The organism is Variovorax sp. WDL1 (assembly GCF_001541225.1).
Lineage (GTDB): Bacteria > Pseudomonadota > Gammaproteobacteria > Burkholderiales > Burkholderiaceae_C > Variovorax.
Genome location: NZ_LMTS01000295.1, coordinates 1 through 23200, shown reverse-complemented (window position 1 = coordinate 23200; position 23200 = coordinate 1). Strand labels below are relative to the sequence as shown.

Here is a 23200-nt window from a genome sequence, read left to right as displayed (position 1 = left end):
CGGCCACGCCCTGCACGTCGGCCTGGCCGCCCAGCTTGCCCTCGGTGCCCACCTCCCGGGCCACCCGCGTGACCTCGGCGGCGAAGGAGTTGAGCTGGTCCACCATGGTGTTGACGGTGTTCTTCAGCTCCAGGATCTCGCCCTTGACGTCCACCGTGATCTTCTTGGAGAGGTCGCCCGCCGCCACCGCCTTGGTCACGTCGGCGATGTTGCGCACCTGCGAGGTCAGGTTGCCGGCCATCGAGTTCACCGAATCGGTCAGGTCCTTCCAGGTGCCCGAGACGCCCTCGACCCGCGCCTGGCCACCCAGCGAACCCTCCGTGCCCACCTCGCGGGCGACCCGGGTCACCTCCGAGGCGAAGGAGCGCAGCTGGTCGACCATGGTGTTGATCGTGTTGCGCAGGGTCAGGAACTCGCCCTTCACGTCCACGTCGATCTTCTTGGACAGGTCGCCCTTGGCCACCGCGGTGGTCACGTCGGCGATGTTGCGCACCTGGTCGGTCAGGTTGCCGGCCATCGAGTTGACGGAGTCGGTCAGGTCCTTCCAGGTGCCGGCCACGCCCTTGACCTTGGCCTGGCCGCCCAGCTTGCCTTCGGTGCCGACCTCGCGCGCCACCCGCGTCACCTCGGCCGAGAAGTTGCCGAGCTGCTCAACCATCTTGTTGATGGTCTTGGCGGTGCGCAGGAACTCGCCCTCCAGCGGCCGGCCGTCCACCTCGAGCGCCATGCTCTTGGACAGGTCGCCCTGTGCCACGGCGCCGATCACGCGCGCGACCTCGGTGGTCGGATGCACCAGGTCTTCGATCAGCGCGTTGACGCACTCGATCGACTCGCCCCAGAAGCCCCGCGTCTCGAACAGCGCCGCACGCTGCTTGAGCTGGCCCTCCTTGCCGACCACCTGGCGCAGCCGGACCAGCTCGGCCGCCAGCATGGCGTTCTGCTCGACCACGTCGTTGAAGACGTCGGCCACCTTGCCGGACAGGCCGGTCCAGTGCTGCGGGAGGCGGATCTCGGCGTCACCCTTGCGAAAGCGGGTCAGCGCGTCGAGCAGGATGGCCATTTCCTCGAGCGACCCGGTCGCGATCGATTTGTCCAGGACGTTCATCATTTCCTCCGGCCCTCGGGGGCGGCAAACTCGATTGGTGCGGGGCAGTGTATCGACCGCCGTCCTGAAACCGCGTCAGACAGATCGGACAAACCAGGCGCGCGTCCGGCCCGGCCAGGACCCTTGGGACTAGCTCTGGCCGGACGCGGCGCGCGAGGCGGTCAGGTGGACGCGCACCCGCTCTGCCAAGACCGCTTCCTCGGGCGTGCCAGGGGTGTAGGCGCTCACCGGCAACGGCCGGCCGTGAGAGTCGACCGAGACGAAGACGATCAGGCATTCGGCCGTCTTCTGCATCTCGCCGCCCTTCATGTCGCCGCTGCGCACCTCCACCACGATGTTCATGCTGCTGGTACCGGTGTAGGCCAGCCGGGCGTCGACCTCGACCAGGTCGCCGATCATGATCGGGTGGTGGAAGCGGATGCTGCCGATGAACACCGTCACGCAGTAGCGCTTTGACCAGGTGGTCGCGCAGGCGTAGCCCGCTTCGTCGATCCACTTCATGACGGTGCCGCCGTGGACCTTGCCGCCGAAGTTGACGGTGCTGGGCTCGGCGAGGAAGCGCAGGGTGATGCTGGTCATGGGAAGCCTCGGCGGTGAAGAAAAAGGGAATGCGGGACTGCGGCGATTATGCGAGGGCCGTGGCCTTGCCAGGCCCGAACAGGTGCGCCACCGTGCGCCGCAGCCAGGCATTGCCGGGGTCGGCATGGAAGCGCTCGTGCCAGTGCTGCTTGACCGCGTAGTGCGGCAGCGCGAAGGGCGGCTCCAGCAGCTTCACCGGCTCCTGCGTGGCAAGCACCTCGCCGAGGATGCGCGGCACGATCACGATCAGCTCGGTGTGGGCCACGATGCGCGCCACGCTCAGGAAGCTGGACAGCGCCACCACCACCTCGCGCTTCAGGCCCAGGCGCGCGATGGTCTTGTCCACGATGGCGTGGCCGGTGCCGGAGGAGGAGATCACCGCGTGCGCCTCGGCCTCGAAGCGCTTGCGCGTGAGCCGCTCGCCGATGCGCGGATGGTTGCGCGCCGCCAGGCAGACGAAGTTCTGCATGAAGAGCGTCTGCTGGTAGAAGCCCGCGTCCAGCTGCGGCATGAAGCCTACCGCGAGGTCCACCTCGCCGTCGGCCAGCCGCCTGCCGCTGTCGGTGGAGATGATCTCGGTCTCGATGTGCACCCCGGGGGCGTTTCGGCGCAGGTGGTCGAGCAGGGCCGGCAGGAGCACCACCTCGCTGATGTCGGTCATGCAGATGCGGAAGTTGCGCTGCGCCAGGGCGGGGTCGAAGCTGCTGCGGCTGCCGCGCGCCTGCTCGATCTGCGACAGGGCCTCGCGCACATGCGGCAGCATGCGCTGCGCATAGGGCGTGGGCTGCATGCCCTGCGCGGTACGCGCGAACAGGCGGTCGTCGAAGTGCGCGCGCAGCTTGTTGAGCATGGTGCTGGCCGCGGCCTGCGCCAGGCCCAGGCGCTCGGCGGCCTTCGAGACGCTGCCCGTCTTGTAGATCTCGTCGAACACGGCGAGCCATTCGAGATCGAGCTTGGCCATGGGGTCTTCCTTCTTGGGGCGGGGGAGCCCATTATCGAAAAACATGATCCCAAGTATTGGCTGCAGGTCTTGAGGAAATAGTGGTCGTGGCGAACAATCCACCCCGAGGCGACGAACGCCCGGAGACACCCCCATGAACACCGCCCCCCAGGCTGCGCGCGGCGACGCTGCCGAGCGCCGCGAGTATTACGAGCGCATCCGTCCGCTGAACCTCACGCCGCTGTGGGAATCGCTGCACGCCCTGGTGCCGCGCGAGCCGCAGACGCCCTGCGTGCCTGCGCTCTGGCGCTACGACGAGATCCGCCCGCTGCTGATGGAATCCGCTGCGCTCATCACGGCCGAAGAAGCGGTGCGCCGCGTGCTGGTGCTGGAGAACCCGGCGATTCCCGGCCGTTCCTCGATCACCCAGTCGCTGTACGCCGGCCTGCAGCTGATCATGCCCGGCGAGATCGCGCCCTCGCACCGCCATGTGCAGTCGGCGCTGCGCTTCATCGTCGATGGCAGGGGCGCCTACACCACGGTGGGCGGCGAGCGCACCACGATGTTCCCGGGCGACTTCATCATCACGCCCTCCTGGGCCTGGCACGACCACGGCAACGAGGGCATCGAGGGCGTGGCCGAGCCGGTGGTCTGGCTGGACGGCCTCGATATTCCGATGCTGCGCTTCTTCGACGCCGGCTTCGCCGAGAACGACGATGCCAAGGTGCAGCACGTCGCCCGGCCCGAAGGCAACAGCCTGGCGCGCTTCGGCCACAACATGGTGCCGGTGCGGCACGACCATGTCGCGCCGACCTCGCCGATCTTCAACTACCCCTATGTGCGCAGCCGCGAGGCGCTGGCCCAATTGCACAAGCAGGAGGCGCCCGATGCCTGGCTGGGGCACAAGCTGCGCTACGTCAATCCGCTGACCGGCGGCGCGCCGATGCCCACCATCGGGACGAACCTGCAGCTGCTGCCCAAGGGCTTTGCAGGCAAGACGCACCGCGCCACCGACGGCACGGTCTACAGCGTGGTCGAAGGGCGCGGCACGGCCGAGATCGGCGGGCAGCGCTTCGACTTCGGCCCGCGCGACACCTTCGTGGTGCCTTCGTGGGCGCCGCTTCGCCTCTCGGCCGCGGAGGACGCGGTGTTGTTCAGCTTCTCCGACCGTCCGGTGCAGCTCGCCATGGGCGTGCTGCGCGAGGCCTTCCTGCAGGACGCCTGACATCGCGCCGTCTGCGCGGCAGCCCATTTTTTGTTGTCCCGAACCACGTGCCGCCCTGCGGCAGGAGCTCCCATGTCCTATGTCGTCACGCCGCCGGCCACCGTCGGCCTTCCCATCGTCGGCTCGTCCGACCTGTTCCCGGTGCGCCGCGTCTACTGCGTCGGCCGCAATTACGCGGCCCATGCGCGCGAGATGGGCTTCGACCCCGACCGCGAGCCTCCCTTCTTCTTCTGCAAGCCCAACGACGATGCCTCGGTCGTGCCGGTTCCGGCCGGCGAGACGGTCGGCATCCCCTACCCGGGCCAGACTGCCAACTACCACTACGAGGCCGAGCTGGTGGTGCTGATCGGCCAGGGCGGCCGCGACATCGCTGTGGAAGACGCCCCGAAGCACATCTACGGCTACGCGGTCGGCCTGGACATGACGCGCCGCGACCTGCAGATGAAGATGCGCGAGCAGGGCCGGCCCTGGGAGATCGGCAAGGCCTTCGACTTCTCGGCGCCCATCGGGCCGGTGCGCAGGCGCGCGGACGCGGGCGAGATCGCCAGCGGCGCGATCACGCTGGAGGTGAACGGCGAGACGCGCCAGAAGAGCGACATCCGCAACCTGATCTGGTCGGTCAACGAGGTGATCGCCAATCTCTCGACGCTGTTCGCGCTGCAGCCCGGCGACCTGATCTTCACCGGCACGCCAGAGGGCGTGGGCGCGGTGCAGCGCGGCCAGACCATGAACGTGCGCATCGACGGGCTCGATTCCATCGCCGTGCGCGTGGATTGAGTTCCTGAGTCAACCGCGGGAGACGAACACCATGAGCAACCCACGACAAGAGAAGCCCACCGTGCTGCTGATCGGCGGCGGCATCGGCGGCATGGCGGCGGCACTGGCGCTGGCGCGGCTGGGCATGACCGTCGAGCTGCTGGAGCAGAGCGCCGCCATCGGCGAGATCGGCGCCGGTCTCCAGCTCGGCCCCAATGCCTTCGCCGCGCTGGACGCGCTGGGCGTCGGCGAGGCCGTGCGCCGCGGCTCGGTGTTCACCGACCGGCTGGTGATGATGGACGCGATCGACTGCAGCGAGGTTGCCTCCGTCCCGGTCGGCGAGGCTTTCCGTGCGCGCTTCGGCAACCCGTATGCAGTGAGCCACCGCGCCGACCTGCACGGTGCGATCCACGAGGCGGTGAAGCAGCATCCGCTGATCCGCTTGCACACGTCGGCGCAGGTCGAGCAGCTCGACATCGGCGAGCGCGGCGTCGTGGCCGTCACGCGCGACGGCCGGCGCTTCCAGGCCGACGCCGTCGTCGGCTGCGACGGCGTGAAGTCGGTGGTGCGCAGCAAGCTGATCGGCGACGCGCCGCGCGTTTCCGGCCACGTGGTCTACCGCGCGGTGGTGCCGGCCGCGGACATGCCCGAGGACCTGCGCTGGAACGCGCCCGTGGTCTGGGCCGGCCCCAATTGCCACCTGGTCCACTATCCGCTGCGCCATGGCGAGCAGTACAACCTGGTCGTGACCTTCCACAGCCGCTACGACGAGGAATGGGGCGTGACCGACGGCAGCAAGGATGAGGTGCTCTCCTACTTCGAGGGCGTGCATGCGCGACCGCGCCAGCTGCTGGACCGGCCCACCTCCTGGCGCCGCTGGAGCACCGCCGACCGCGAGCCGGTCGCGAACTGGAGCCAGGGGCGAGCCACGCTGCTGGGCGACGCAGCCCATCCGATGATGCAGTACCTGGCACAGGGCGCCTGCATGGCGCTGGAGGACGCGGTGACGCTGGGCGCCGCCGTCGAGGCCTGCGACTTCGACCTGCCCGCGGCGTTCCAGCTCTATTCGTCGGCGCGCGTGGCGCGCACCGCACGCGTCGTGCTGTCGGTGCGCGAGATGGGCCGGCTCTACCATGCCAAGGGTGTGGAGCGGCTGGTGCGCAACAGCCTGTGGGTCGGCCGCACGCCGGAGCGCTTCTACGATGCGGTCGAATGGCTTTATGCGTGGAACCCCGCTCACTGCTTGGCCGACGCGCAACGCGCCGAAGCCTGACCCGACACTCTTTTCAATAGAACCCGACTGAGACAAGCCTTCCATGAAACTGATTCCGCTGATCGCCGGCCTCGCCGCCGCTCTCTTCACCGCCGGCGCCGCCGCGCAATCCGCTGCCGACTACCCCGGCAAGCCCGTCACTCTGGTCACGCCCTTCGCGGCCGGGAGCGGCCCCGACGCAGTGCTGCGCCTGGTGGCCGACAAGCTCGGCCGCCTCTGGAACCAGCGCGTGGTGGTGGACAACAAGCCCGGCGGCGGCGGCTTCATCGCCATCGAGCAGGCCCGGCGCGCGGCACCCGACGGCTACACCCTGCTGCAGCTCGACAGCGAACACGTCGCGGCCCTGCCGCACCTGTACAAGTCGCGCAACTTCGTGACGCTGCAGCACTTCGACCCGGTGGCCTCGCTGTTCCGCACGCCCTTCTTCGTCGCGGTGCCCACCGGCTCCAAGTGGAAGAACATGAGCGACCTGATCGCCGCCGCCAAGGCCGCGCCGCTGAGCTACGGCTCCTGGGGCGTGGGCAGCCCGGGGCACCTGGGCGCGCAGCAGCTGGAGGCGCTGACCGGCGTGCAGATGCAGCACGTGCCCTACCGCGAGGTCTCGCAGCTCTACACCAACGTGGGTTCGGGGGAGGTGCCGTGGGCCTTCGCCAGCATCCCGTCGAGCCAGGGCGTCTACAAGGCCGGCAAGCTGCGCTACATCGCGGTCGCCGCGCCGAAGCGCGTCCCGCAGATGCCCGACGTGCCCACCATGGCCGAGGCCGGCGGCCCCGCCAGCCTGGAGGTCAACTCCTTCGTCTCGCTGCTCGCACCCAAGGGCGTGGCGCCGGCCGTCCAGGCGAAGATCAACGTGGACGTTGCCAAGGTCATCGCCGACCCCGAGATCCGCGCCCGCTTCGACACTTTCGCCTTCGAGCCGCTGGCCTGGTCGCCCGAGGAGATCCGGCGCCAGGCCGAGGCCAAGTCCAAGGTCTACGGCGAGCTGGTGCGGCGCGGGAACATCAGCCTGGAGTAACTGTTGCTCGCCCCCAGGTTGGCTCGCTTCGTGTAGCCGCCCACCCCCTACCGGGGGCCATACCAGCGGCCCGGCAAAGCCGGTTCCCCGGTATGCCTGGAATGGGGCACGTATCCTCGACAGTTCCTCATCCAATTCACTTGTCTTCACATGCAAGCTTCAAAACGCGCCCTCCTGATCGCCGCCTGCGTCTTTCCGCTGGCCGCTGCCGCCCAGGCCACCTGGCCCACCAAGCCGGTGCGGCTGGTCGTCGGTTTCCCCGGCGGCTCCACGCCCGACATCGCCGCGCGCACCATTGCCGAGCCGCTGGGCAAGGCGCTGGGCCAGCCGATCGTGGTCGACAACAAGCCCGGTGCCTCGGGCAACATCGCGGCCGACCAGGTGGCCAAGGCGACCGACGATCACACCCTCGGCGTGGTGATCAACGGCAACCTGACCTCGTCGAAGGTGCTCTACCCGAAGCTGCCCTACGACCCGGCCAAGGACTTCACCTACCTCTCGCTGCTGACCACCGCCCCGCTGGTGCTGGTGGCGCAGAACAGCCTGCCGAGCGGCGCGGCCTTCTTCGAGGCCGGCCGCAAGAGCGGCGAGAAGTGGAGCTACGGCTCGGTGGGCGTCGGCTCGGTGGGCCACCTCGGCATGGAGCTGCTCAAGAGCCGTGTGCCGGGCCTGAAGGCGGTGCACGTGCCCTACCAAGGCAACCCGCAGGTCATGACCGACCTGATCGGCAACCAGATCCAGATGGCGCTCATCCCCCCGGGCATCGCCATGCCCCAGGTCAAGGCCGGCAAGGTGAAGGCCATCGGCGTGACCAGCGGCCGCAGCGCGCTGGTGCCCGAGCTCCCGCCGCTGGGCGATGCAGGCGTGAAGGACTTCAGCCTCGAGGTCTGGACCGCGCTGCTGGGCCCGGCCAATCTCTCCAAGGCTGCGCAGGACCGCATCACGCGCGAGCTGGCCGTGGTGATGAAGTCGCCCGAGGTGCGGCAGAAGCTGTTCGAGCAGGGCTGGCAGGCGGTGGGCACTTCGCCCGACGGCATGCGCACGCGCGTGAAGGAAGAGGCGGCCGTGATGACCCGGATCATCTCCACGCAAGGAATCAAGCTGCAATGAGACCCCAGGCCGCTTCCAGGTCGAATGGCACCGCAGCGCGCAGCGCGGAGGTTTCCGAATGACTGCCCCTGTCATCGAGCCGCAGCGCGAATTGCCGGTCTTCGGCGAGTACGACGTGGTCGTGGTCGGCGGCGGCCCGGCCGGCCTGGCCGCGGCGGTGGGCGCAGCGCGCCACGGCGCGCGCACGCTGCTGGTTGAACGCTACGGCTTCCTGGGCGGCATGGGCACGGCCGGCGGGGTGACCAACTTCGCGGGGCTCTACGGCAAGCGCGGCGGCGAAATGACGCAGCTGGTGCATGGCGTGGTCGACGAGCTGCTGGCGCGCATGGACGCACTGGGCGGGCTCAACAAGCCGCAGGACGGTATGCAGGGCCGCATCCGCGTGCGCTCGTACGACACCTCGGTCTACAAGTGCGCAGCCGACCAGCTGCTGCTCGATGCCGGCGTCGAGCTGCTGTTCCATGCGCTGGCCGCGGCGGTGGTCATGGACGGCGCGCGCATCGCCGCGCTGGCGGTCGAGACCAAGTCCGGCCGTGTCGCTATCCGCGCCAATGCCTTCATCGACGCCAGCGGCGACGCCGACGTGGCTGCCTTCGCTGGCGTGCCCTTCGCGGTCGGCGACGGGCACGGCAGCGGGCTCTTTCCCTCCACCATGTTCCGCGTCGGCCATGTGGACGCGCCGCGCGCGCTGGCCGCCGTGGGCGAGTTCAAGGCCATCAACGAGCTGATGGCCAAGGCGCTGGAACGCAGCCCCGGGGCGTATCGCTTCCCGCGCGAGGGTGCGATCCTGCGGCCGCAGATCGATCCGCGCGAATGGCGCGCCAATGTCACCCAGATCCGCAACGCCAGGGGCGATGCGATGAACGGCGTGGACGCGCGCGAGCTCAGCGAGGGCGAGGTCGAGGGCCGGCGCCAGATCGGCGAGTACTTCCGATTTCTCAAGGCCGAGGTGCCAGGCTTCGAGCAGTCGGCCATCGTCGAGATCGCTCCGCAGGTGGGCATCCGCGAGACGCGGCGCATCGAGGGCCTGTATGCACTCTCGGGCGAGGACATCCTCTCCTCGGCGCGCTTCGACGACAGCATCGGCATCAACGCCTGGCCGATGGAGATGCACGCCGCGGGCAAGATCGAATGGGCCTTCCCGCGCGACGAGCAGCGCACCTACAACCAGCTCCCCTGGCGCATGCTGGTGCCGCGCGGCGTGGACAACCTGCTGGTGGCCGGCCGTTGCGCCTCGATGACGCACGAGGGCCAGTCGGCCGCGCGCGCCAGCGGCGGCTGCTTCGTGATGGGGCAGGCCGCGGGCACGGCGGCGGCTTCGCTGGGCACTTCGCGCTTCGCCGATGTCGATGTGGCGGCGCTGCAGAAGACGCTGGCGGCCGACGGCGCCGACCTCGATCGCTGAGAAGCCGTGAACGCACCCGTCACGCCCGGATCCATTCACACCTTCTGACAGCCTGGGGACAGCTGGCTGGCAGGCACTTTGCTATCGTCGCCGGATCTCTTGTCCCCGACACCCTGCCCGATGACCGATCCCGCCACCGCCGCCCGCCTCGTCGGCGAACTCGTAGAACTGATGCGGCTGGAGCCGCTGGGCGAGGACCGCTTTCTCGCCCAGAGCGAAGACATCGGCACCCCGGCCGTGTTCGGCGGCCAGGTGCTGGGCCAGTCGCTGGTGGCCGCCAGCCGCACGGTGGCCGCGGATCGGCCGGTGCATTCGATGCATGCCTACTTCCTGCTGCCCGGCGAGCATGCGCCCATCGAGTACGCGGTGGATCGCGTGCGCGACGGGCGCAGTTTCACCACGCGGCATGTGGTGGCGCGCCAGCGCGATCGCATCATCTTCGAGATGTCGGCCTCCTTCCAGACGGTGGACGAGGGCGTCGAGCACCAGTTGCCGATGCCGGCGGAGCCCGGCCCCGAAGGCCTGCTGAGCGAAGTGGAGCAGCGCCGCGCGCTCGGCGACCGGCTGCCCGAGCGATGGCGCAACGCCGCGCTCGCGCCGCACGGCATCGAATACCGCCGGGTCGATCCCGACGATCTGCTCACGCCGGCGCCGAGGCCGCCGCAGGCCGCGCTTTGGATGCGCGCGATCGCGCCGCTGCCCGATGATCCGGTCGTGCACCGCGCGCTGCTCGCCTATGCGTCCGACCACGGGTTGCTGCGCGCGTCGATGCTGCCCCACGGCCTCAGCTTCATGAGCGGCCGCGTGCGCCCGGCCAGCCTCGATCATGCGATGTGGTTCCACCGCGATTTCCGCATGGACGACTGGCTTCTCTACGTGATCGACTCGCCCAGCGCCGGCGGCTCCCGCGGGTTGTCCCGCGGCAGCCTGTTCACGCGCGACGGGCGGCTGGTCGCGTCGGCCGCGCAGGAAGGAATGATCCGCGTGCTGCCCGAAGGAAGCCCCTGGGCCAGCATGGGGGGCGCAGCGCCCATCTAAGTGCTGCGCAGTGCCGCGCTCGTCACGGCCGGCGGGAAGGAGTGCTCCATCGTCTTTCTCTACGGCGCAGGTGTTCCGCGCGGCGCCGTCGCCCGCTGGAGATGACGGGTGTCGGGCACGACGATGCGTCGGCCCTGGACCTCCAGCAGGCCCGCCCCGGCCAGTTCGTGCAGGATGCGCGAGAAGTGTTCCGGGCTCAGGTTCAACTGAGAGGCGACCTCAGCCTTCGCGGCTGGCAGGGTCCACGACAGGCTTGGCTCTCCATGGGCTTGGCGCAGCAGATAGGCGACGAAACGCGCTGCGCCGCTGCCGATGGCCTGTCGATCCAATTCGCGCACCAGGGCCTCGACGCGACGGCTCAGGCCGGCAATCATCTGGCGGGCAAACTTCGGGTTGCGATCGAGTTCCGCGAAGACGGACGACTTGGGCACAAGCAGCACCAGTGCATCGCGCGCCGCTTCGGCACTGACCAGTGCCGGCCTCTCGAGGAACATCACCGGCTCGCCAAAGCTTTGCCCGGGCCCGACCATGCCGCTCAGCCGACTTCCGCGCGCCGGCGTGATCGAAACCAGCTTGATGTCGCCATAGACGACCACGTAGATGCCCAGCGCAGGCCCACCCTTGCGGAACAGTACATCGCCGCGCTTGAGGGGATGGCGCACCGATTCCGAGGCAAGTCGGGCCACTGCGGCGTCGTCCAGCTCCTTGAACAGCGGCAGCTGCGCGAGCAGGGCCGTCGTAGGGATGTGCCTGCCGCCCATCGCGTTCAGGCGATCACGGCGGGCACGATCCGAATGCCCCCTCGTCGTGGCGTGCGATCGGGGTGCATCGCCGCTATTCCTTCGCCTGTCTGGCCGGTTGTCTGCCCAGGCGCTGCCGCACCACCTGGCCGACGAGGATGGCGGCCGGGTACATCACTGCTTCCTCGGTTTGCGCATGCTCGACCAGTGCCTCGGAGAAGGCGACGACGTCACTGCTGCCAGCTCGCTCTGCGGCCTCCCGCAACTTGTTCAAGGCGTCGACGATGCTGCGGTGTTCCTCCAGCATCTGCGGCAACTCGGCTTCGAGCCGGTCGGTGAGCTCCAGTACCTCGACCATCTCGTCGCTGTCCTCGCCGCGCGACAGGGCCACCAGCAGGCCCAGTGGCGGCAGCGCGATTTGGTCTTCCTTGACGAAGTGCGGGTGCATCAAGCGTGCGAGCGCCTGGGCCGCCTGTCCGACCTCGCCGCCGGCCTGGGTGGCCTTGCGCAGCCGCTCGTGCAAGGCCTCGTGCTCGCGTTGCAGTGGTTGGGGAGTCGTGAACTTCATGATCGGTCTCCTTGAGGGTCATTGAACGTTGCGCACAGGCTTGAAGCCGGGGTGGTCGAAATGGCTGCCGTAACGGTTGACCGCCTGGGCCACCTTGACCAGGCCGAGCGCCGGACGGGTCTTGGTGTCCTTGCCGGCCATCGCGTCGGTGCCTGCGGCCAGATCGGCGATCACCAGGTGCAGCATCGCGTCGGCCTTGGGCTCGAGTTTGCAGTTGGCCACTATGCCGCCGACCTCCGTCTCGATCTGCGTGGCCAGGTCCCGATACTGATCGAGGGTGAGCTTGCCGGCATGCGCAGCGGCCAACCGCGGTTCGACCATGTCGCGGATGCGCCCCATGCCAGCACGCAGCGGCTCGTCTGTCCTCCACTTGCGTCCATGGTCCAGGCTGAGCTTGTGTGGCGCTGTCGCGTCTTGGCCGTGGGCCGTCGTTTGCGCCAGTGCGGGGCCGGCCGACGCCATGGCCAATGCCGCCGCCGCGGTCCCGAGGATCAGGCGTTGAAGAATCAATTTCATTTCACTCTCCTGGGTGTTGAAGAAGCAGTGGTCATCCACCTGCCTTGTCGGATCGGCAGGCGCCGACAGGAGTTCTGTGCAAGTTGGAGTTCCTTGTCATTCATCAAGAATTCGACGCTGGAACGACCACAGCGATTCGCATGCGGCTCGATGTGCTGCCGGCAGCCTCGCTGGCGCACGATCGTCAATTCGCCGCGGACAGCGGCTTCGTCCCCGCGCGTCCGAGGCGGCCGGAGTCAGGGCCTTGCTCGCTCGTCGCGCGGCGCGCCGGCCGGCCACAGCACCGAGGCAATGGCCACCATCATCAGCACCATCGCTGCCCAGTCCTGCCAAAAAACGGTCTCGCCCAGCCACAGCGCCCCGCTGAAAACGCCCAGCACCGGGATCAGCATCACGCTGAGGGTCGAGGCGACCGGCGGCAGGCTGCGCGCCAGGTAGAACCACACCGCTTGCGCAAAGCCGAAGATGAGCACCGCGTTGTAGAGGATCGCGCCCCATGCGGCCGTGTTGGGCGCGCGCCACTGGGTGCGCTCGAAAACCCAGGACAGGGCGCTGATCACGACCGTGGTCAACGCCGTCATCCAGAACGAAAGCGCGAGCGTGGGCAGCTCGAGGCGCGCGTGCCGCAGCAACTGCGTGCCCAGCGCCCAGGTGGCCGCCGCCACCAGCGCGAGCGCGACGTAGCCGGGACGTCCGGCGAGGTGGGTGAGCTCGTGCCAGAGCAGCAGCCCCACGCCCAACGCGCAGGCGCTCACGCCCAGCCAGCCGCGGCGGGTCAGCATGGTCGAGAACAGGATCGCGCCGATCACGGCCGAGAAGACCGGCATCGTGTAGCCCAGGATGGCCGCGCGCCCGCTCGACAGCGCCTTCACCGCGAGGATCATGCAGGCATGCCAGACGAACATGTTGGTGGCCGCCAGGAACAGCAGCTCGGGCCACTGGCGCCGCGGCACGCGAAAGGGCACTTTCATGGCCTTCAGCGCCAGCGCCAGCACCGGCAGGCCGAGCAAGAGGGTCAGCGCGCGGAAGGTCAGTGGCGGATAGTTGGCCACGCCCAGCTTCATCACCGGCCAGTTGATGCCCCAGATCAGGGTCAGGGGAACGAGCAGGGCCAGGTGGCGTGGGGTGAAAGCGTGCATGGCCGGGCATTGTGGCCTGCGCGCCTGCGTCGTGCAGGCGCTGCCTCCCATGCGTTCAGCGGAACGGATTTGCCGTCGCGAACCAGAGGCCGATCCCGGTGGCAATGATGAAGGCGCCATCGGTCACGCCCGCGATCAGGAAGAAGAGCGTCTGCAACTGGTCCTTGAGCTCGGGTTGCCGTGCCGTGCCTTCCAGCAGCCTCGAGCCGACGATGCCGATGCCGATGCAGGAGCCCACGGCGGCAATGCCGATGAGAAGCGCGACGGCGAGGGGGAGGATGTCGAAGCCTTGGGTCATGTTGCTCTTTCGTGGCTTTGGAAGTTCGGCCTGGTGGCTGCCGGCACCACCGCGGTTCCGGCTTTTCTCCAATGTCGCGGAGCGGGTGCGTGGCGTCGATGACCTCGGAGGTCATGGCGGCCGGCCGCGGCGGCGCGTCAGCCCAGGGCAACGACCTGGATCGCGGACCCCACGGGTTCAGCCGGGCAGCAGGCGCTTCAGGTAGCGGCCCGTGTGGCTGGCCTCGTGGGCCGCCAGTGCCTCCGGCGTGCCCTCGCCCACCACCGAGCCGCCGCCGGCGCCGCCTTCGGGGCCCATGTCGATCAGCCAGTCGGCGGTCTTGATCACGTCGAGGTTGTGCTCGATCACCACGATGGTGTTGCCCGCGTCGCGCAGCTGGTGCAGCACCTTGAGCAGGAGCTCGATGTCGGCGAAGTGCAGGCCGGTGGTCGGCTCGTCGAGGATGTAGAGGGTGCGGCCGGTGTCGCGCTTGCTGAGCTCCAGCGCCAGCTTGACGCGCTGCGCCTCGCCGCCAGAGAGCGTGGTCGCCGCCTGGCCGAGCTTGATATAGCTCAGCCCCACGTCCAGCAGCGTGCGCAGCTTGCGCTCGATGGTGGGCACGGCCTTCAGGAACTCGTGGGCGGCCTCCACCGTCATGTCCAGGATCTGCGCGATGTTGCGGCCCTTGTACTGGACCTCCAGCGTCTCGCGGTTGTAGCGCTGGCCGTGGCAGACTTCGCAGGGCACGTAGACGTCGGGGAGGAAGTGCATCTCGACCTTCACGACACCGTCGCCCTGGCAGGCCTCGCAGCGCCCGCCCGCGACGTTGAAGCTGAAGCGGCCGGGGCCGTAGCCGCGCTCGCGTGCGGTGTTGGTCTCGGCCATCAGCTCGCGGATCGGCGTGAACAGGCCGGTGTAGGTGGCGGGGTTGCTGCGCGGCGTGCGGCCGATGGGCGACTGGTCGACGTTGATGACCTTGTCGAAGTACTCGATGCCCTCCACCGTCTCGTGCGCGGCCGGCTCCTCGTGCGCGCGGTAGAGCGTGCGCGCGACCGCGGCGTAGAGGGTGTCGTTGACCAGCGTGGACTTGCCCGAGCCCGAGACGCCGGTCACGCAGGTGAAGAGGCCGACGGGGAAGGCGACGCTGACGTTCTTGAGGTTGTTGCCGGTGGCGCCGACCACGCGGATCTCCTGCAGGTCGGTCTGGGTGGCGAGGTGCGCGGCCTCGCGCGCCGCGCGTCGCTCTGCGGCCGGGCTCATTGGGAAGCGCGAGGCCTTCTTCGGCTCGGCAGCCGCCGCCTTGGCGACCACCGGCAGCCAGGGGGTGCGGCGCTTGGGCACCTCGATCTTCCTCACGCCCGAAAGGTACTGACCGGTCAGCGAATCGGGATGGCCGGCGACTTGTGCGTAGCTGCCCTGCGCCATCACGCGCCCACCATGCACGCCGGCGCCGGGGCCCATGTCGATCACGTGGTCGGCCGCATGGATCATGTCCTCGTCGTGCTCGACCACGATCACGCTGTTGCCGATGTCGCGCAGATGCTTGAGCGTGCCGATCAGCCGGTCGTTGTCGCGCTGGTGCAGGCCGATGCTGGGTTCGTCGAGCACGTACATCACGCCGGTGAGGCCGGAGCCGATCTGCGAGGCCAGGCGGATGCGCTGCGCCTCGCCGCCCGAGAGCGTCTCGGCGCTGCGGTCGAGGCTCAGGTAGTTCAGGCCCACGTCGTTGAGGAACTTGAGCCGCAGGCCGATCTCGCGCACCACCTTGTCGGCGATCTCGGCCTTGGCGCCGTGCAGGCGCAGCTGCTGGAAATAGGCCAGGCTCTCGCGCAGCGTGGCGTGGCTGATCTCGTAGATCGCCATGCGCTGCGCGCCGCCCTCCGACTCGTCGACCAGGTACACGTGGCGCGCCTCGCGCCGCAGGCGCGTGCCGGTGCAGTCGGGGCAGGGCTGCAGGTTGCGAAAGCGCGAGAGGTCCTCGCGCACCATGGCCGAATCGGTCTCGCGGTAGCGCCGCGCCATGTTCGGAATCACGCCCTCGAAGGGATGCTTTCGCACCAGCTTCCTGCCGGCCTGCTGGCCGCTTTCCATGGTGTAGGAGAACTTGATCTCCTCCTCGGCCGAGCCGTGCAGCACCGCCTGCTGCACCGAGGCGGGCAGCTCCTCGAAGGGCGTGTCGACGCTGACCTTGTAATGCTTGGCCACGCTCTCCAGCATGCTGAAGTAGTAGCCGTTGCGCCGGTCCCAGCCCTTGATGGCGCCGCTGGCCAGGCTCAGCGAGGGGAAGGCGACCACGCGCTGCGGATCGAAGAATTCGCGGTGGCCCAGGCCGTCGCAGCTCGGGCAGGCGCCCACCGGCGAGTTGAAGGAGAACAGGCGCGGCTCCAGCTCGGCCAGCGAGTAATGGCAGACCGGGCAGGCGAACTTGGCGTTGAACAGGTGTTCCTTCGTGCTGCCGCCCTCGTGCATCTCCAGAGCGATGGCGCGGCCCTCGGCCAGGCGCAGCGCATTCTCGAAGCTCTCGGCCAGGCGCTGCTGCATGTCGGGGCGCGCGCGCAGGCGGTCGATCACCACGTCGATGTCGTGCTTCTCCGTCTTCTTGAGCTTGGGCAGGTCGTTGTACTCGTAGGTCTGGCCGTCGACGCGGAAGCGCACGTAGCCCTGGGCCTGCATCTCGGCGAAGAGCTCGAGGAACTCGCCCTTCTTCTCGCGGGCCACCGGGGCCAGGATCATCAGGCGCGGCTCGTCTGGAATAGCCATGACCGAATCCACCATCTGGGAGACGGTCTGCGCCTGCAGAGGCAGGTCGTGGTCGGGGCAGTAGGGTGTCCCGGCGCGGGCATACAGCAGGCGCAGGTAGTCGTGGATCTCGGTCACCGTGCCAACGGTGGAACGCGGGTTGTGGCTGGTCGCCTTCTGCTCGATGCTGATCGCGGGCGAGAGGCCCTCGATCATGTCCACGTCGGGCTTGTCCATCAGCTGCAGGAACTGGCGCGCATAGGCCGACAGGCTTTCCACATAGCGGCGCTGGCCCTCGGCATAGAGCGTGTCGAAGGCCAGGCTGGACTTGCCCGAGCCAGACAGGCCGGTGATCACCACCAGCTTGTTGCGCGGAATGTCGAGGTCGACGTTCTTGAGGTTGTGCGTGCGCGCGCCGCGGATGCTGATGCGCTGCTGCGCGAGCGCGGCGCCGAGGTAGGCGCCGCTGGCGCCATCGCCGAGATAGGCGCCGCTGGCGCTATCCATGAGGGTGGGATTCACAGGACGGTCGATTTTGGACAACCGAGCATGATAAATCCCTCGGGCTTTCAGGGCACGGGGGCGGTTTTGGCGGATTGCTGCGGGGATTCGGACGGCGCCACCACCGGCGAGGGCGAGCCGATCGCGCCCGCCACCATGTGCTCGGCCAGCGACTCGTACAGGGGCCGGCTGATCATGCGCGACACCAGGCTGGCCAGCATGGCCGAGGCCATCAGGCTCAGCACCATCGAGTGACCGTCGACCATCTCCATCACGATGATGAAGGCGGTGAGCGGGGTCTGCGTCACCGCCGCGAGGAAGCCGGCCATGCCCACGGCGATCAGCGCCGTGCCGAGGCCGCTGCCGGTGAGTTGCGAGATGCTGTTGCCGATGCCTGCCCCGATGGTCAGTGCGGGCGCGAAGATACCGCCCGGCACGCCGCACCAGGCGGTCAGCCAGGTAGCGACGAACTTGAGCAGGGTGTGGAGCGGCGAGAGCTCCTCATGGCCGGCCAGCATGCCCTTCACGGTCTCGGAGCCTGCGCCGAAGGTGGCGCCGCCCGTCACCAGGCCGATCACCGCGATCAGCAGGCCGCCCACCGCAGCAAAGCGCAGCGGCCAGCGTGCGCGGGCCTGGTTCAGCCGCCCGGGCGCACCGGTTAGCGAGGCAGCGAGCAGGCGCGCGAACAGGCCGCCCGCCACGCCGCTCGCCAACGTGACCGCCAGGCCGGGCCCTAGTGCCGACCAGCCCAGGTCAGGCACGCGGATGATTCCGAAGTAGCTGAGATTGCCGAAAACGGACACGGCCACCAGCCCTGCCAGCACGATGGCGGTGATGATCAGGCCGTTGGCGCGCATCTCCAGCCGCCCGTACAGTTCCTCGATCGCGAACACCACGCCCGCCAGCGGTGCGTTGAAGGCGGCCGCGATCCCGGCTGCGCCACCGGCCACCAGCAGTGCGCGCGCATCGATGGTCGAAGCGGGCGAGAGCCAGCGGCGCGCGTGCTGCATCACCCCGGCCGCCACCTGTACGGAAGGCCCTTCGCGGCCGATCGACAGGCCCGCCGCAAGGCCGGCGACCGCGAGCCCGATCTTGGCGATGGTGAGGCGCAGCGACACCAGCCGACCACGGCGTTCCGGCGGAAGGGCCGGGTGCAGCGCCGCCTTGACCTGCGGGATGCCCGAACCTGCCGCCCCCGGAAACCATCGGCGCGTGGCCCAGACGATGGCGACGGTGAGGGCAGGCGTCCACAGCAGCACGGCCCAGGGCTGCGCCTGATGCAGCCGACGGAAAAAGCCGAACGCCGCGTCGCTGCCGAGGGTGAAGCCCACCACGAACAGGCCGGCGGCCACCGCATAGGCCAGCACGATGGCGCGATCGAGCCATAGGCGGCCGCTGGACAGCTCGGCACGCAGGTTCTCGAGGAAGTCGGGTTCGCGGTTCATCGCAGCGGTTCATTCTCGCAGCAGCGGTGGCAGCATTCGCCAGCAAGACGGATGCCGGCTTTCATGCGGCACAATGTCGCGTTTCCCGTCTTCCGTCCACTCATCCCCAGGGGCAACACATATGGCATCGGTCAACAAAGTCATCCTCGTCGGAAACCTCGGGCGCGACCCCGAAACCCGCACCTTCCCGAGCGGTGACCAGATCTGCAACGTGACCCTGGCAACCACCGACAAGTGGAAGGACAAGCAGAGCGGCGAGATGCGCGAAGCCACCGAGTGGCACCGCCTGGTGTTCAACGGCCGGCTGGCCGAGATCGCCGCGCAGTACCTGCGCAAGGGCTCGCAGATCTACGTCGAGGGCCAGATTCGCACGCGCAAGTACACCGACAAGGATGGCGTCGAGAAGTACGCCACCGACATCCGCGTCGATCAGATGCAGATGCTGGGCAGCCGCCAGGGGCAGGGCGCGCCCTCGGGCGAAGACGAGGGCGGCTATGGCGGCGGTTACTCGCAGGGCGGCGCTGGCGGCGGCGGTGGCAGTGGCTACTCGCGCCCGCCCGCCGCGGCACCGCGCGCCCCGGCCGCATCGCCGGCTGCGCGCCAGGCACCGGCCAAGTCCTCGTCCGGCTTCGACGACATGGACGACGATATTCCTTTCTGACGAGATCCTCCACGTCGCCTCGAAAGGCGCAGGGCTTGACGGCCCTGCGCCTTTTTTTGCGCCCATTCGGCCGATCGAAGCCCAGGGGTCGCCAGGGGTCTGTAGCAGTGGCGGAAAAGGCGCTGTCAGGTCGCGCAGATCCTGATGAATTGTCGCGGCAATTGTTTCCAACGATGACTCTTCAGCACCATACGCATCGCTTGGCCACAACCCTTAACGACTTCAGCGATGACTCCGTTCCTCCGATGCGCATTGATTTGCACGGCCGCAGTGCTGTGTGGCTGCGCCCTCGCACCGGGTGTGAACTTCGATGGGACTGTCGCAGGGGCGTCCGCAGGTTCCGGTAGGCCGTCCGCAGACGCTGCAGATCTTCCGCCGCCCGGCGCATTGCAAAGCATTACATCCGAACTGATCCGCAGCCAGCGCGCGACTCAAGCCAGTGTGGTGGGCTCGGATGTCAAGCGCCTGTTCGGTGTCGCGCAGCCGTACCGTATCGGCAGCGGTGACATTCTGAACATCGTCGTGTGGGACCACCCCGACCTGGTGCTCGCGCCGGCAGGTTCTATCACCACGGACGCCATCGCCGGCTCTCCCGTCAGCAACGGCTACAACGTGGGCGCGGACGGGACGATCCAGTTTCCCTACGTGGGCAGTTTCAAGGTCGCCGGACTCACCGAAACAGAAGTGCGTGATCGGCTGATCACACGTCTCGCCAAATACTTCAGCGAGCCGAAGCTCACGGTTCGCATCCAGTCCTACCGCGCTGGCCGGGTGTATGTGGATGGCGAGGTGCGCGCCCCAGGCCTGCAGGCGGTCAACGACATTCCGATGACCCTGCCGGAGGCGATCCATCGGGCCGGGGGCTTCACGGCCGAGGCCGATCGTTCCTCCGTCAGCGTCTCGCGCCATGGCACTACCACTGTGATCGACCTGCCGCGGTTGACGGCGCTGGGGGTCAACCCGACAGACATCCTCCTGGCCGCCGGCGACCTGGTGCGGGTACTCAGCCGCGAGGATGCGAAGGTCTATGTGATGGGCGAGGTCACGCGTCCGGTCGCCCAGCCGCTGCGCAACGGGCGGCTCACGCTCAACCAGGCGCTGGGCGAAGCGGGCGGCGTCAGCACCACGACGGGGAATCCGCAGCAGATCTATGTGGTGCGGGCCGGCGCGGCCGGCATGCCGGAGATCTTCCACCTCGATGCGAGCGCCCCGGTGGCCTACGCGTTGGCGGAGGGCTTCGAACTCAAGGCGCGCGATGTCGTGTATGTCGATCCCGTGCCCCTGGTGCGCTGGAACCGCGTCATCAGCCTGATCCTTCCGAGTGCACAGGTGGTCAACGTGGCCAACAACGTCAAATGACGCGACACATCCTCGTCCTGTGCTCAGGCAACGTTTGCCGCAGCCCGGTCGCGGCGGCGCTGTTGGCGCATGAGCTTCCCGGCAAGACGATCAGATCCGCCGGCCTGGCTGCGCCCGTGGGCGCGCCGGCAGATCCCATGGCGGTCGAGTTCGCAGCGGCACGAAGCCTGGATCTTTCGCTCCACCGCGCGCAGCACGTGAACTTTGCGATGTGCCGAGCCGCCGACCTCATCCTGGTGATGGAGCAGCGCCACACCGCCGAGCTCAGGCGGAGGTATCCGCAAGTATGGGGAAAGGTGTTCAGGGTGGGCGAAGCAGCCGGCTTGGACATCGCCGATCCGTACCGCAAGCCCCGCAAGATCTTCGAAGCCATCTGCATCGACGTCGCCGCCGGCATCGCCGCATGGGCCGGGCGCATCCGCGCGCTGGAACGCAGTCGCGTTCTGCCCACACAGCCCATCGCCTACTGCGAATGAATACCCCTGCGCCCATCACCGCCAACGCGTCGCTTCCATCGCGGGTGGGGAAAGACGAGATCAGCCTGCTCGAGCTGCTCGATGTCGTTCTCGACAACCGATGGCTCATCGCCGCGGTGACCGTGCTGGGCCTCGTGTTGGGCGTGGCCTATGCGCTGCTCGCCACGCCGGTCTACCGAGCCAGCACCATGGTGCAGGTGGAAGAGAGCAAGGGCGGGGCGGGCACGCTGCTGGGCGACGCTGCCAGCCTGTTCGACATCCGCTCTCCGGCATCAGCCGAAATGCAGATCCTGCGCTCGCGCCTGGTGCTCGGGCAGACAGTGCAGAACATGGGCCTCGACGTGGAAGTGACGCCGAGATACGTGCCGGTGTTCGGGCGGTGGCTGGCGCGCTACGCGAGCGAGCCATCCGACCCCGGCTTTCTGATGCTGTCGGGCTATGTGAGCGGCAACGAGTCGCTGCGCGTCGATGGCTTCGACGTGCCTGAGGCGCTGGAAGGGGAGCGCTTTCGCGTGCGACTGACTGCGCAAGGCTACGAGTTGCTGTCGCCCGACAACGAGCGTTTGGGGGGGCAGCGCATCGGGCAGGCGCTGGCGTTCTCAGTGGCCGGCGAGCAAGGCCTGCTTCTGGTGAGCGCCGCAGTTGGCAAGCCAGGCGCTGAATTCAATCTCAGGCGTCACGTTCGCCTGGAAGTGATCGAGCGGCTTCAAAAGGCCCTCGTGATCGCGGAGGAGGGCAAGCAGTCCGGCGTGATCCGGGCGAGCCTCGAAGGCGAAGACCCTCGCGAAATCGCCCGCGTACTCAATGAGATCGGCTCGCTCTACGTGCGGCAGAACGTCGAGCGCAAGGTTGCCGAGGCGGACAAGTCGCTGGGTTTCCTGAGCACCTTCCTTCCCGAACTGCGCAGGCAGTTGGAGGCGGCCGAGACCAAGTTCAGCCAGTTCCGCAATCGCAACAGCAGCTTCGACCTGGACACCGAGGGCAAGCTGATCCTGGAGCAGGCCATCAAGCTGCAGACCAGCGTGGTCGAACTGCAGCAGAAGCGCAAAGAACTGCTCGCGCTCTATACCGCGGAGCACTACACCATTCGTACGATCGATGCGCGTATCGCCGGCCTTCAGGGCGAGCTGAAGGGGCTCGACAGGCGCGTCAAGACGCTCCCCGACGTAGAGCAGGAACTGTTGAGCCTCACGCGGGACGTAAAGGTCAACAGCGAGCTGTACGTCAAGCTGCTCGACAACGCGCAGCAGCTGCGTCTGGTGAAGGAGGGCAAGGTCGCCAATGTGCGAATCGTGGATCCGGCCGCCGTTCCGAGGAAGCCGGCGAAGCCCTTGCGCGCGCTGTCCGTCCTGCTCGCAACCACGCTCGGACTGATGTTGGGCTTGGCGGTGGCCTTTGTGCGCAACGGCTTGCGCCCGGGCCTCAAGGACCCGGCCGAGATCGAGCAATGCGCCGGGCTGCACGTGTTTGCAACCGTGCCGCATACCGATGCGCAGGCGAAGCTTGTACGCGAAACCAGCAAGTCGGCCGCCAGGCGCCCGTTGCTTGCCACGGCGAATCCCCATGACGCGGTGGTCGAAAGCCTTCGAAGCTTTCGAACTGCGCTGCAGTTCACCATGTTGGATTCAGCCATCAACATCATCGTGATCAGCGGCCCGACGCCGGGGGTCGGCAAGTCTTTCGTGAGCGCCAATCTGGCGGCCGTGCTTGGCGCAACCGACAAGAAGGTGCTGCTGATCGACGGTGATCTGCGCAAGGGTCGCTTGAACCACGCCATCGGAGTGAACCGCAGGCAAGGCCTGAGCGAAGTCATCTGCGGCAGCTTGCAATGGGACAAGGCGCTGCATCGGGAGATAGCGGCCAATGTGGACTTCCTGTCGACCGGGGTGTTGCCGCCGAATTCGGCCGAACTGCTGACGAAGCCTTCGGTTCAGGTGCTGCTGCAGCAGGCCGCCAGGCACTACGACTGGGTCATTGTCGACACCCCGCCGGTCTTGGCGGCGTCCGACACCGCCATCCTCGCCCCGATGGCGGGCGCAGTCTTCCTGGTGGCGCGGGCCGAGGTCAGCACCCAGGGCGAGCTGCAGGAATCGACCAAGCGACTGCTTGGCGCGGGCGTCACGGTCAATGGCGTGATCTTCAACGACCTTGACATGACCAAGCGCCGATACGGAGGGTCGAAGTACGGGGCATACCGCTTTGTCGACTATCAATATTGATTCAGACGCCATGTTCACAGGGGCGCGAGCTCCGCAGCCTCTCGCTCAGAGGGAATTGAGGAAACGATGAGACATCTAGGGAAACGCTGATCAATAGACCGCGGCGGGCACGGC

General features: G+C 68.1%; 21 protein-coding genes. 11 read left to right on the top strand and 10 right to left on the bottom strand.

The annotated features are described in order from the left end of the window. The 3 genes from APY03_RS35390 to APY03_RS35380 all read right to left on the bottom strand — a co-directional run. On the bottom strand, positions 1–1105 hold a 1105-nt coding region (locus APY03_RS35390), incomplete at its 3' end, for a HAMP domain-containing protein (protein WP_198161361.1). Positions 1106–1234: 129 nt separating this feature from the next. Continuing rightward, positions 1235–1684, bottom strand: a complete 450-nt coding sequence (locus tag APY03_RS35385) for an acyl-CoA thioesterase (protein ID WP_068684809.1) — start codon at positions 1682–1684, stop codon at positions 1235–1237. Positions 1685–1730: 46 nt separating this feature from the next. Next, positions 1731–2645: a LysR family transcriptional regulator gene (locus APY03_RS35380; protein ID WP_068684807.1), complete on the bottom strand. Its 915-nt coding sequence runs from the start codon at positions 2643–2645 to the stop codon at positions 1731–1733. A gap of 133 nt (positions 2646–2778) precedes the next feature. Here APY03_RS35380 and gtdA point away from each other — a divergent pair, with 133 nt between their 5' ends. The 7 genes from gtdA to APY03_RS35345 all read left to right on the top strand — a co-directional run bounded on the left by gtdA (position 2779) and on the right by APY03_RS35345 (position 10446). Beyond that, the gene (gene gtdA, locus APY03_RS35375) at positions 2779–3849 is read left to right on the top strand and encodes a gentisate 1,2-dioxygenase (protein WP_068684804.1); all 1071 of its coding nucleotides are present in this window, start codon (positions 2779–2781) and stop codon (positions 3847–3849) included. A gap of 72 nt (positions 3850–3921) precedes the next feature. Continuing rightward, a complete protein-coding gene (locus tag APY03_RS35370; protein WP_068684802.1) occupies positions 3922–4626 on the top strand; it encodes a fumarylacetoacetate hydrolase family protein in 705 nt (234 codons plus the stop codon). A gap of 31 nt (positions 4627–4657) precedes the next feature. Continuing rightward, positions 4658–5878 carry a 3-hydroxybenzoate 6-monooxygenase gene (locus tag APY03_RS35365; RefSeq protein ID WP_068684800.1) on the top strand — a complete coding sequence of 407 codons (1221 nt, stop codon included), beginning with the start codon at positions 4658–4660 and terminating at the stop codon, positions 5876–5878. Between the two features lie 43 nt (positions 5879–5921). Further along, on the top strand, positions 5922–6893 hold the full coding sequence (locus APY03_RS35360) for a Bug family tripartite tricarboxylate transporter substrate binding protein (protein ID WP_068684796.1): 972 nt from the start codon (positions 5922–5924) through the stop codon (positions 6891–6893). Positions 6894–7043: 150 nt separating this feature from the next. Continuing rightward, positions 7044–8003 carry a Bug family tripartite tricarboxylate transporter substrate binding protein gene (locus APY03_RS35355; protein ID WP_068684795.1) on the top strand — a complete coding sequence of 320 codons (960 nt, stop codon included), beginning with the start codon at positions 7044–7046 and terminating at the stop codon, positions 8001–8003. A gap of 58 nt (positions 8004–8061) precedes the next feature. Then, the gene (locus APY03_RS35350; protein ID WP_068684793.1) at positions 8062–9408 is read left to right on the top strand and encodes an FAD-dependent oxidoreductase; all 1347 of its coding nucleotides are present in this window, start codon (positions 8062–8064) and stop codon (positions 9406–9408) included. Between the two features lie 120 nt (positions 9409–9528). Continuing rightward, entirely contained in the window at positions 9529–10446 is a 918-nt protein-coding gene (locus APY03_RS35345; protein ID WP_068684791.1) for an acyl-CoA thioesterase, read from the top strand. Positions 10447–10505: 59 nt separating this feature from the next. On the opposite strand, the gene APY03_RS35340 is transcribed toward APY03_RS35345, so the two are convergent. From APY03_RS35340 to APY03_RS35310, 7 genes are all read right to left on the bottom strand, one after another. Then, a complete protein-coding gene (locus APY03_RS35340) occupies positions 10506–11207 on the bottom strand; it encodes a Crp/Fnr family transcriptional regulator (protein WP_068684789.1) in 702 nt (233 codons plus the stop codon). A 73-nt stretch (positions 11208–11280) separates the two neighbouring features. After that, a complete protein-coding gene (locus tag APY03_RS40945) occupies positions 11281–11754 on the bottom strand; it encodes a hemerythrin domain-containing protein (protein ID WP_083944791.1) in 474 nt (157 codons plus the stop codon). Positions 11755–11772: 18 nt separating this feature from the next. After that, the gene (locus APY03_RS35330; protein ID WP_068684787.1) at positions 11773–12270 is read right to left on the bottom strand and encodes a hypothetical protein; all 498 of its coding nucleotides are present in this window, start codon (positions 12268–12270) and stop codon (positions 11773–11775) included. Positions 12271–12506: 236 nt separating this feature from the next. After that, positions 12507–13409 (bottom strand): DMT family transporter, encoded by a 903-nt coding sequence (locus tag APY03_RS35325; RefSeq protein ID WP_068684785.1) that lies wholly within the window; start codon positions 13407–13409, stop codon positions 12507–12509. 55 nt (positions 13410–13464) lie between these two features. Beyond that, complete coding sequence (atpE, locus tag APY03_RS35320) at positions 13465–13707, bottom strand: F0F1 ATP synthase subunit C (protein WP_068684783.1); 243 nt, start codon at positions 13705–13707, stop codon at positions 13465–13467. 177 nt (positions 13708–13884) lie between these two features. Next, complete coding sequence (gene uvrA, locus APY03_RS35315) at positions 13885–16932, bottom strand: excinuclease ABC subunit UvrA (protein ID WP_068684781.1); 3048 nt, start codon at positions 16930–16932, stop codon at positions 13885–13887. Positions 16933–16994: 62 nt separating this feature from the next. Beyond that, positions 16995–18371 carry a chloride channel protein gene (locus tag APY03_RS35310; protein ID WP_068684779.1) on the bottom strand — a complete coding sequence of 459 codons (1377 nt, stop codon included), beginning with the start codon at positions 18369–18371 and terminating at the stop codon, positions 16995–16997. A 121-nt stretch (positions 18372–18492) separates the two neighbouring features. Here APY03_RS35310 and ssb point away from each other — a divergent pair, with 121 nt between their 5' ends. From ssb to APY03_RS35290, 4 genes are all read left to right on the top strand, one after another. After that, on the top strand, positions 18493–19032 hold the full coding sequence (gene ssb / locus APY03_RS35305; protein ID WP_068684777.1) for a single-stranded DNA-binding protein: 540 nt from the start codon (positions 18493–18495) through the stop codon (positions 19030–19032). A gap of 387 nt (positions 19033–19419) precedes the next feature. After that, positions 19420–20391 (top strand): polysaccharide biosynthesis/export family protein, encoded by a 972-nt coding sequence (locus tag APY03_RS35300; protein WP_232081175.1) that lies wholly within the window; start codon positions 19420–19422, stop codon positions 20389–20391. Further along, positions 20388–20867, top strand: coding sequence for a low molecular weight protein-tyrosine-phosphatase (locus APY03_RS35295; protein ID WP_068684773.1), 480 nt, complete (start codon positions 20388–20390; stop codon positions 20865–20867). The genes APY03_RS35300 and APY03_RS35295 overlap by 4 nt, the downstream gene beginning before the upstream one ends. Next, on the top strand, positions 20864–23086 hold the full coding sequence (locus APY03_RS35290) for a polysaccharide biosynthesis tyrosine autokinase (protein WP_068684771.1): 2223 nt from the start codon (positions 20864–20866) through the stop codon (positions 23084–23086). The genes APY03_RS35295 and APY03_RS35290 overlap by 4 nt, the downstream gene beginning before the upstream one ends. The last annotated feature ends 114 nt before the right edge of the window (positions 23087–23200 follow it).